This window comes from Kitasatospora sp. NPDC059577 (genome assembly GCF_042735475.1).
Lineage (GTDB): Bacteria > Actinomycetota > Actinomycetes > Streptomycetales > Streptomycetaceae > Kitasatospora.
Genome location: NZ_JBHWBZ010000030.1, coordinates 1 through 10354 on the forward strand (window position 1 = coordinate 1; position 10354 = coordinate 10354).

General features: G+C 72.9%; 8 protein-coding genes. 6 read left to right on the forward strand and 2 right to left on the reverse strand.

Annotated elements, in window-relative coordinates:
• Positions 1-135: 135 nt before the first annotated feature.
• Positions 136-531 (reverse strand): transglycosylase family protein, encoded by a 396-nt coding sequence (locus ACFV0O_RS22835; protein WP_380344692.1) that lies wholly within the window; start codon positions 529-531, stop codon positions 136-138.
• Between the two features lie 473 nt (positions 532-1004).
• Between ACFV0O_RS22835 and ACFV0O_RS22840 the strand changes: the two genes are divergently transcribed.
• From ACFV0O_RS22840 to ACFV0O_RS22865, 6 genes are all read left to right on the forward strand, one after another.
• A complete protein-coding gene (locus tag ACFV0O_RS22840; RefSeq protein ID WP_380344695.1) occupies positions 1005-1571 on the forward strand; it encodes a universal stress protein in 567 nt (188 codons plus the stop codon).
• A gap of 100 nt (positions 1572-1671) precedes the next feature.
• Complete coding sequence (locus tag ACFV0O_RS22845; RefSeq protein WP_380344697.1) at positions 1672-3126, forward strand: PLP-dependent aminotransferase family protein; 1455 nt, start codon at positions 1672-1674, stop codon at positions 3124-3126.
• A gap of 255 nt (positions 3127-3381) precedes the next feature.
• A complete protein-coding gene (locus ACFV0O_RS22850) occupies positions 3382-3894 on the forward strand; it encodes a hypothetical protein (protein ID WP_380344700.1) in 513 nt (170 codons plus the stop codon).
• Positions 3895-4552: 658 nt separating this feature from the next.
• Positions 4553-5959 carry a family 2B encapsulin nanocompartment shell protein gene (locus ACFV0O_RS22855; protein ID WP_360257602.1) on the forward strand — a complete coding sequence of 469 codons (1407 nt, stop codon included), beginning with the start codon at positions 4553-4555 and terminating at the stop codon, positions 5957-5959.
• A 1168-nt stretch (positions 5960-7127) separates the two neighbouring features.
• The gene (locus tag ACFV0O_RS22860) at positions 7128-7256 is read left to right on the forward strand and encodes a hypothetical protein (RefSeq protein WP_380344703.1); all 129 of its coding nucleotides are present in this window, start codon (positions 7128-7130) and stop codon (positions 7254-7256) included.
• 187 nt (positions 7257-7443) lie between these two features.
• On the forward strand, positions 7444-8214 hold the full coding sequence (locus ACFV0O_RS22865) for a hypothetical protein (protein ID WP_380344705.1): 771 nt from the start codon (positions 7444-7446) through the stop codon (positions 8212-8214).
• Positions 8215-8422: 208 nt separating this feature from the next.
• Here the strand turns inward: ACFV0O_RS22865 and ACFV0O_RS22870 are convergent, their stop codons facing one another.
• Positions 8423-10270 carry a glycosyl hydrolase family 18 protein gene (locus ACFV0O_RS22870; RefSeq protein ID WP_380344708.1) on the reverse strand — a complete coding sequence of 616 codons (1848 nt, stop codon included), beginning with the start codon at positions 10268-10270 and terminating at the stop codon, positions 8423-8425.
• Positions 10271-10354: the final 84 nt, after the last annotated feature.

The following is a 10354-nucleotide window of genomic DNA, read 5'->3' on the forward strand; positions in this document are numbered from 1 at the left end:
TGCTTGCTTCGCGGCTCCCGGTGGTCCCCCCCCCTGTCGCGGTCGCCCTCTCTTTGGGGGTGGGCGGGGGGGGGGGCGCGCGCCCCCCCCCCCCCGGGGGGGGGGGGGGGGCCCGCTTCGGGGTCTTCGGCGGTCCTACTTGCTCAGACCGGCCTTGACGGAGCAGATCGGCCAGGCGCCCGGGCCCTGGGCCGCGAGGACCTTCTCGCCGACGGAGATCTGCTGGGCCTTGGTGGCCAGGTCGGCGCGCGGGGCGAAGGAGGTGCCGCCGAACGCCGCCCAGGTGCTGGAGGTGAACTGCAGGCCGCCGTAGAAGCCGTTGCCGGAGTTGATGGCCCAGTTGCCGGTGGCCTCGCAGGAGGCGACCTTGTCCCAGACCGTGGCCGGCGCGGCGGAGGCGCTGGTGGCCGTGACGAGGCCGGCCACCGGCAGCGCGGTGAGCGCCCCGGCCATCAGAGCCATCCGGACGCGGTTGCGGCGCTTCGGGGTGGCAGTGGTGGTGGCAGCGGCGGTCTCGTTACGGAAGGTCATGGATTTCCTTTCGGAGGGGTTGCGAGCACGCGGAACCAGGCCTTCGGAAGGCCGTCGGTTTCGGGGGCACGTCACTCGCGTGGTTCGGCACCGTTCCTGCTCGGGGGCGGTGAGGCCGGTCCGGAGCGGATCGCTCGGTGCAACGGGTTCGAAGTTACGGGGGCGGTGGTGGCCGGTTCAAGGATTCGGAGGTTTAGGCACGTCAGAGGGCTGTTACCGGGCGTAAGGATCAAGGAATTGTGCCGATTTCGCCCGATTTACACCTATTTCCAAGATCAAACCCTGCGGAGAAGTGGCCCCCGCCACACCGAAAACCGTGTGAGGCCACGCACATCGTCGACAGCGCGTGACGGCCCGCCCGCCGCCGGTGCCGAATCCGCCGCGCCCGTCGCCGCCCCGGGTGGCCCGCACCACAGGGCTCACCCCGCGTACCCCCTGCGCCTACGCACCGTCCCGGTAATAGCCTGTGGATCATGAGCAACGACAGCGACGCAACGGACGCACCGGGCTCGGGAACGGCGGACACCGGCAGGGGAGGGGCGGCGGCCGGGGGTCAGTCCGGCGCCGGGGAGCACGAGGCCGCGGCCGCACCCGCGGGCTTCGAACTGGGGACGGACGGGCCCGGCGTGATCCTGGCCGGTCTGGACGGCTCCGACTCCTCCTGGCGCGCCACCGCCTACGCCGCAGGGCTGGCCCGCCGGCAGGGCGCCGTCCTCGCGGTGGCCTACATCCAGCCGGTCCTCGGCGCCGCGACCGCCCTGGCCGGGGCCGCCGTGGAGGAGACCACCCAGGAGATTGCCGAGGAACTGCTGGCCGCCCTGCGCGACGCCGAGGAGCGGGTCCGCGAGGTCTGGAAGGTGGACTGGCGCTTCCTGACCATGCGCGGCGACCCCTACGGCGGCCTGGCCAAGCTCGCCGACGAGCTGCGCGCGGACGCCGTGGTGGTCGGCGTCTCCGAGCAGGCCGGGCACAAGGTGATCGGATCGGTGGCGGTCCGGCTGGTGAAGGCGGGCCGCTGGCCGGTGACCGTCGTCCCCTAGGAGAGGAAGAGGTGGAGGGAAAGGGGGGAGGGAGGGGCGGAGGCCGCCGGGGCCGACCGCGCGACGGGTGCGGACGGGACGCCGGGTAGGGTGCGTGAACATGACGGACACGCGGGGCACGCTCCCCTCCGAGCCCGCCCACCCGACCGGCAGCGACCTGCACCTCGACCTCCCCGCCACCGGCGGCCGCCGCGCCGCGCTGATGACGGCCCTGCGCGAGGCGATCCGCAGTGGCCGGCTGGCGCCCGGCACCCGGCTGCCGCCGTACCGGGTGCTCGCCGCCGACCTCGGCCTGGCCCGCAACACCGCCGCCGAGGCCTACGCCGAACTCGTCGCCGAGGGCTGGCTGACCGCCCGTCAGGGATCCGGCACCGCCGTCGCCGAACGCGCCGAACCCGTCCCGCCGACCCGGGCCCGCCGGCCCTCGCCCCGGCCCGGACCCCGGTACGACCTGCGCCAGGGCCAGCCCGACGCCGCGTCCTTCCCCCGGACCGCCTGGCTGGCCGCCGCCCGCCGGGCCCTCACCGCCGCGCCCAACGAGGCCTTCGGGCCCGGTGATCCGCAAGGCCGGCGCGAGCTGCGCACCGTCCTCGCCGACTACCTGGCCCGGGCGCGGGGGGTGCGCACCGACCCGGACCGGATCGTGGTCTGCTCCGGCTTCGCCCACGCCCTGCGACTGCTCTTCGACGGCGCGCGGCCCGTCCTGCCGCCCGCCGAGAACGGGCCGCTGGCCGTCGAGGCGTACGGGCTGGGCTTCCACCGCGGGCTGCTCGCCGCCGCCGGGGTCGCCGCCGTTCCGCTGCCGATCGACGAACAGGGCGCCCTCGTCGAGGAGTTGGCGCAGAGCGCGGACGTCCGGACGGCGCTGCTCACCCCTGCCCACCAGTTCCCCACCGGCGGTCCGCTGCACCCGGGCCGCCGCGCCGCCGTGGTCGACTGGGCGCGCGGCCGCGGCGGACTGGTCCTGGAGGACGACTACGACGGCGAGTTCCGGTACGACCGCCAGCCGGTCGGCGCCCTTCAGGGCCTCGACCCCGAGCGGGTGGTCTACCTCGGCAGCGCCAGCAAGAGCCTCACTCCGGCGCTGCGCCTCGGCTGGATGGTGCTGCCGGACCACCTGGTCGACCGGGTGCTGGCAGCGAAGGGCGAACGCGAGGGCTGGGCCAGCGCGTTGGACCAGCTGACCCTCGCCGAGTTCATCGACTCCGGAGGCTACGACCGGCACCTGCGCCGGATGCGCCGCCACTACCGGGACCGCCGTGACCACCTGGTGGCCGCGCTCGCGGAGCGCGCCCCGCACGTCGAGGTGTCCGGCATCGCGGCCGGTCTGCACGCGGTGCTGCGGCTGGAAGCGGGCACCGAGCGCTCGGTGCTCAAGGCGGCCGCCTACCGGGGCCTGGCGGTCGACGGCCTCGCCGACTACCGGCACCCGGAGATCGCGCCGGAGGCCATGCCCGCCGTCGACGGGCTGGTGGTCGGCTACGCCACGCCGCCCGACCACGCCTACGCGGCGGCGGTCGCGGCGCTCTGCGACATCCTGCCGTCGCCGGTCTGAAAGCGGCCCGAAGGCGGCCCGAGGCTGCCCGGGCGGCCGCCCGGGCGGCGTGACGGCCGGGGGAGCCGGGGAACCGGTGGGAGGGGGCGGGGGAGTCGCTGCCCGCACGGGCGGAGAAGCATATGCCTCCGGGCGCCCCGATGAGGGGGGAACCGGACCGACCGGTCCGCAGTGTCCGCTGGCCACTCCTGCGTCGGTACGGAATCGGGCCGAGGAGGGCAACCCGAGCGGTACCGCCGCCTACGCTCCCTGGTCATGCGCAGAACACATCCGATCCGCGCCGCGCTCGTCGCGTGCCCGGCCCTCGTCGTCGGTCTGCTCCTCTCCTCCGCTCCCGCCCGGGCCGACTCCCCGTTGCCCCTCACGGCCGTCTCCGACAAACAGACGACCGTCCGGGGCGGCGAGTTCACGCTCACGCTGACGCTCACCAACCCGTACGACACCCCGATCCAGTTCGTGTACCAGAGCGTCCAGGAGACCTACGCGACCAGCCTGCAGACCGGCCTCAAGTTCGCCGCGACGGCCTGCGGCACCCAGACCAACGGCTGCAGCGACAACGTCCACGGCGGCATCGCCCGGTACAACGTGCCGCTCGAACCCGGTGCCAGCAGCACCTTCACCGTGACCTACACCGTCGCTCCGGACTCGGCCTGCGGTGCCGCCACCCGGATCGACTTCTACTCCTACCTGTACTACGAGTACAACGCAGGGCTGAAGAACAACTCGGGCATCATCGGCGTCCCCGGCACCCAGGTGGCCTGCGCCTGACCCGCCGCCGACCGGGGCGGGCTCGCGACCGTCACCGGCGCGCCCCCACTGCGCACCCCGTTCTCCCGTCAGGTGCCGGCCACCCCCGTTCCGGCACCTGACGGGCCGTCCGCATGCGTGCGCTCGCAGCCGGGCGCGGCGCCGGGGCGGGCCGGCCGGGACGGCAGGACGGCCCGAATCCCGCGGCCGACCCCCGGCCTCCGCCGGCCCGAACCTCCGCACCGGGCCCCGCAGGCCCCCGGCCGACGCACCCGACCCCGCGCCTCGAACCTCCGCATCCGAACCGCCCGGCCGGTGTGCCGGGTTGACGCCCGGTGACGATCTCCCGGTCGTCCGGAGCGGTGGCGGCCGGGCGGGAAAGCCGGTGGTGCCACGGGGATCGCAGGTGCGAACGGATGTTCCTCCGGTTCGCGGGCCCATGGGGGCGGACTGCGCGAGATTCACCCTATCGGGGGGTACTGGGCGTCCGTACGGGCCTGGCCGGGTGCTGGTGATCTAGGGTTCCGGGTGGGTCGCCGGGAGACGGCGGCACACCCCCGGAACTTTCGCCAATGCCCCCACCAGTGTGCGGATCTGATGATCCGTCACGGCATGCGCCGGTGGCGCTCCCCATGGCCCTGGCCGCGTGACCCCACCACAGGAATGGAGACCCCTGCCGATGCCCGTGGACACGAGCCCGGAGACAGAGCAGGCCAAGCAGCAGAGCCTTGCGACAGCCGCTGCCCGGAACCTTGCCACCACGACCAAGTCCGCACCGCAGATGCAGGAGATCACCTCCCGCTGGCTGCTCAAGGTGCTCCCCTGGGTGCAGGCCGCCGGTGGCGCCTACCGGGTCAACCGTCGGCTCACCTACGCCGTGGGCAACGGCGTGGTGGAGTTCATCAAGACCGGCTCCCAGGTCCGGGTGATCCCGGCCGAGCTGGGTGAGCTGGCCCTGTTGCGCGGTTACGAGGACGACGAGGTGCTCACCGCCCTGGCCGACCGTTGCCAGCAGCGGGACTTCGGCCCCGGCGAGGTGCTCACCACCCAGGGCGAGGCCGCCGACCGGATCTTCCTGATCGCGCACGGCAAGATCAACCAGATCGGCACCGGCAAGTACGGTGACGAGACGGTGGTCGGCGTGGCCGGTGACGGCGACCGCTTCGGCGACGACGCGCTGCTGAACCCGGACGCCGTCTGGGACTTCACCGCGAAGACGGCCACCGCCGGTGTCGCGCTCACCCTGAGCCGGGACGACTTCGCCCGCATCCGGGACAACGCGCCGAGCCTCCAGGAGCACCTGCAGGCCTTCCTGGCCCTGCCGCTGCAGGCCCAGAACGAGCGCGGCGAGGCCGAGATCGCCATGTCGGCCGGCCACCACGGCGAGTACGAGCTCCCCGGCGCCTTCGTGGACTACGAGTTGAAGCCGCGCGAGTACGAGCTGAGCGTCGCGCAGACCATCCTCAAGGTGCACACTCGCGTCGCCGACCTCTACAACCAGCCGATGAACCAGATCGAGCACCAGCTCCGGCTGACCATCGAGGCCCTGCGCGAGCGGCAGGAGCACGAGATCGTCAACAACCCGGAGTTCGGGCTGCTCAACAACGCCGACTTCGACCAGCGGATCCAGACCCACTCCGGCCCGCCCACCCCGGACGACCTGGACGAGCTGCTCAACCGCCGCCGCGACCCTGACTACCTGCTGGCCCACCCGCGGACCATCGCCGCCATCGGCCGCGAGTTCAACGCGCGGGGCCTGTACCCCACCCACGTCGACCTCGGCGGGCAGCAGGTGCCGGCCTGGCGCGGGGTACCGATCCTGCCCTGCAACAAGATCCCGATCACCAAGGAGAACACGAGCTCGATCCTCGTGATCCGTACCGGTGAGGACAACCAGGGCGTGATCGGTCTGCACCAGACCGGCATCCCGGACGAGTACCAGCCGTCGCTCTCGGTCCGCTTCATGGGGATCGACGAGAAGGCGATCATCTCGTACCTGGTCAGCGCCTACTACTCGACCGCGATCCTCGTGCCGGACGCGGTCGGCGTGCTGGAGAACGTGGAGATCGCGCACCGCCGCCACTGAGCGGACGCACGGAACAACGGGCGCGGGCCGTAACCGGCGGGCTCGAAGATCGTTTCTCCTGAAGACGGACGGCTCGCCCCCCGGAGGCGGGCCGTCCGCCTCATCACGTCCGGCCACTTCCGGTCGTGCCCGACCGACCCCGACCGATCGACCGACCCCGATCGGCCGAGACCGACCGAGACCGGTCCGGGCCGGGAGCGCGCCGGAAAGGGCCGGACGTCGACCGATGGCGGCCCTTCCGCCTGCCTCGTGGCGGGCCGGTCGACCCGAGCGCGTCCTGTTCCGTCCCGTCCTTCCCAGGCGACCCGAGAGGTGTGTGGAGCCCATGTCCCCGCGTCGGCAGTTACGACGGATACCGCTGCCCGGCGGTGGGACGACGGCCTCCGGGCGGCGGGTCCGGCTGGCCGGTGCGGCGGTCGGCGTGGTCGCGATGTGCGCGCTGGTCACCGGCGCGACCGCCTCCGGCGCCGAGCACACCGGTGGGCACCCGGACGGCCCGGCCGTGGACATCTGCGTCTGCACCGGGACCGACGTCTCGGTGTCGGTGGGGCCGGGCGGCAGCGTGGGCGTCGGTGTGGGCGTCGACGTCCAGGTCGGCGTCAGCGTCGCTCCGAACGCCGGCAGCGGACACCACGACCACGAGCCCCGGCCCGGGCACCACCCGTGCCACACACGCCGGGCCACCCCGTTGCCGGCCGCGCCCTCCTCCTCGGCGGGCCTCCGGCCGGAGTACGGACGACCGGGCGACGAGCACGGGGGACACGACTGGCATCACCACCCGTGCCCGAGTCCGACCCCCACTCCGACGCCGACCCGGACACCGACACCCACGCCCACGCCCACGCCGACACCCACCCCCACTGCGACCCCGACCCCGACGCGCACGGCGACGCCGACCCCCACGCCACCGCCCTCGCCGCTCCCCTCTCCACCACCGCCCCCTCCGCCGCCGCCCGCGCCCGCACCGCCACCGGCCGTTCCCGCGCCCCCCGTGCCGGCACCTCGGGTGCCCGCGCCGGTGCCGCCCGTGGCCGCGTCGGCACCGCCGGTGCCCGCCGACCCGGTGCCCCCGAGCCCCGCCCCACCGAGTGCGGCGCACCCGAGTCCGGTGTGGCCGACCCCGGCCGCGCCGCCGACGTACCGCGTGCCGGCGTCGAAGCCGGTGGCCATGCCGCAGCGCCACCAGGGCACCCCGATGACCACCACCCTCGTGCTGATCATGGTTCCCGGCGTGCTCGCCGGAGCGGCCCTGCGTCCGGGCCGGGGTCAGGGCCGGGGCCGCGCGGGCCGGTCCTGACGGACCGCGGGCCGCACGCTCGCCGTCCGCCCCGTGGCCGTTCTCCGGTCCGCGGCCGTCCCCCGGCCTTCCAAACGAGTTCCCTACGAGTTCGGTACGTCCCAGGCCTTTCCGTACGTCCCTGAGCTTTCCGTACGTTCCCTGAGCTTTCGATCCGTCACAAGCCAAGCCAGAGAAGGGAGTTCCCATGTCCGAATGGGTGGCATTGACCATCGCCATGGCGTCGGCCTGTGCCGTCGTGGTGGCGGTGGTGCTGCTGAGGACCCGCCGGACGAGCAGTGAGGAGAAGACCGACGAGACTCCGGACGTCATCGAGTACATCACGATGATGATCGGCGTCGTCTACGCGATCGTCCTCGGTCTCGCCATCGCGGGTGTCTGGGAGGGACGCGGCGCGGCCCAGGACGACCTGTTCCGCGAGGCGCAGTCGCTGCGCGAGGTGAGCGACCGTGCGGTGGTCTACCCGGCCGAGGTCCGCGACCAGGTGCGGGCCGACGTGGACGCCTACGTCACGTACGTGGTGAACACCGAGTGGGCCTCCATGAAGGAGAACGGCGAGATCACCGAGAAGGGCGACCAGCTGCTGCAGAAGCTGCAGACGGACGTCGCCACCCGGCCGCCGGCCTCCGACCTGGAGGCGCAGGCGTACCAGCCGATCATGGACCGGATCAGCCAGGCCTCCGAGGCCCGCCACGCGCGGGGTGAGAACGCTGGTCCGGGGATGCCGGGGATCGTCTGGTTCGGCCTGATCGGCGGCGCGGTGGTGACCGTCGGCATGCTGTTCGCCCTGCAGATCCGGCGCACGCGGCGGGAGTTGGTGCTGGCGCTCTGCTTCAGCGCGCTGATCGCCTTCCTGTTGTTCATGATCTGGGACTTCGACGACCCGTACTCCCGGAGCGTCTCGGTGACCACCCAGCCGTTCGAGGACCTCTTCCCCTCGCTGGACCTCAAGGGCTGACCCCATGGGGCGGCGTCGGTGACCGTCCGGTGCCGCCGCGCTGACGGCCCCCGCGGTCCCGGAAGCGAGCGTCTCCAGGGCGCCTGGACCGGTGCTCGGACCGGTGCTCGGACCGGCGCTCGGATCGGCGCTCGGACGGACCGGCGCCCGGACGGCCCACGCGGAATCCCGCATGGGCCGTCCGGCGTGCGTGCCGACCGGCGGACCGTCAGCGCAGGCTGCCGTCCATCGAGTCGAGCATCGTGCCGGCGGTGTCGTCGTTCTCCAGGGAGAAGGCGAACAGGCCGCCGAGTCCCTTGCTCCTGGCGTAGGCCCCGCGTGCCCGGACGGCCTGCGGGGTGTCGCCGGTCCAGAAATTGGTGCCGTCGTAGACCCAGCTGCTCTCGGTGACCGGGTCCCAGTGAGTCTGCGCCGCGGTCGGGTCGAGCTCCTTCCAGGCGGCCAGGCCGGCTTCCTGGCTCATCGGCTTGGCGGCGGTCGGACCGGTCGCGCTCTGGTACAGGCCGGAGTTCGGGCCGGCCGGCACACCGGTCCAGCCGCGCCAGTAGAACGGGATGCCCAGAACCAGCTTGCTCGCGGGGAAGCCGCCGGGGATGCCGTACTCGGGCAGCCCGGTGGTGTATGCGGCGACCGTGGTGTCCACGTTGTACTTGCGGGTGCCGGGGGTGATCGGCGTGGTCGGGTCGGCAGGGCTGTCGTGCAGCGGGTCCTGCTGGTTGGTCGGGCCCTTGGCGTCCCACGCGCCGTGCATGTCGTAGGACATCACGTCGGCGTAGTCCAGGTAGGCGCCGATCCTGTCGGTCTCCAGCTGGGCGACCTTGTCCTGGCCGCTGGGCAGTGCGGCGGTCAGCAGGTAGCGCTTGCCCTGCGCGGAGCCGAGGGCGTCCAGCTGGGTGCGGAACTCCTTGAGCAGCAGCGTGAAGTTCTGCTTGTCGGCGGGCGCGTAGTGGTTGCCGGTGTGGCCGCCGGCGGAGCCCGGGTACTCCCAGTCGAGGTCGATGCCGTCGAAGATGCCCGCGGCCGAGGCCTGGCCGCCCGAGGCGTCACCGGCGACCCCGGTCGGCAGGTTCCCCTTCAGGAACATGTCGACGCAGGAGGAGACGAAGGCCTTCCGGGAGGCGTCGGTGGCCGCCGCGTCGGAGAAGTACTTGGAGTACGTCCAGCCGCCGATCGAGATGGTGAACCGCAGGTTCGGGTTCTTGGCCTTGAGTTGGCGCAGCTGGTTGAAGTTGCCCTTGAGCGGCTGCTCCCAGCTGTCGCTGCTGCCGTCCACGCTGGTGCCGGAGTTGTAGTCGGCCTGGTAGTCGGCGTAGGCGTCGCCCGCGCCGTCGCCGGCGTCGGGGTCGGACTCGTTGGTGGAGTCGGAGGCCTTCACCGCCTGGAAACAGGTGAACCTGGTCGGGTCGATGTTGGCGAACGCGTAGTGGATGACGTCCAGCTTGGCGGCGGCGCCGCTGGTGACCACGTTCTTCGGGTAGTAGGCGTTCTCGTAGATGCCCCACTGGTCGAAGTAGGCCGAGCGGACCGGCTGTTGCGCGGGGGCGGCTCCGGTCGTGGTGCTCACCGGCGCGGACTGGGCGGAGGCGTGGCCTCCCGAGTAGCCCTGGACGCTGAAGGTGTAGTCCCTGCCCGGCAGCAGGGAGCTGACGGCGACCGAGGTGCCCATCGAGGTGGCGACCAACTGGCCGTTGGACCACACCTTGTAGGCGACCGGGCCGTCTCCGCTGGTGAGCGTGGAGGGCTGCCAGGTGAGCACGACCGCGTCGGAGGTGGTCCGGGTGACCGCGATGCCGGTCGGGGTGGTGACCTTGCCGTCCCCGGCCGGGCCGCCGGAGGTGGCCGTCGGGGTCGGGGTGCCGGTGGTGGGGCTGCCGGTCGCGGTCGGGCTGCCCGTGGCGGTGGGGCTGGCAGATGCCGTGGGGCTGCCCGTGGCCGTGGGGCTGGCGGACGCCGTGGGGCTGGACGTCGCCGTCGGGCTGCTGGAGGAGGTGGGTCCGGCCGGGCCGGTCAGCGTGAGGTCGTGGGGGGGGGGGGGGGCGGGGGGGGGCGCACCCATGTTTTATTAAGTGTTTGAGTTGGTGGTGGCGCCCGGGGTTTTGATGTTGTGCAGAACGGTGAAGACACAAAAGCCCGGGGGTCA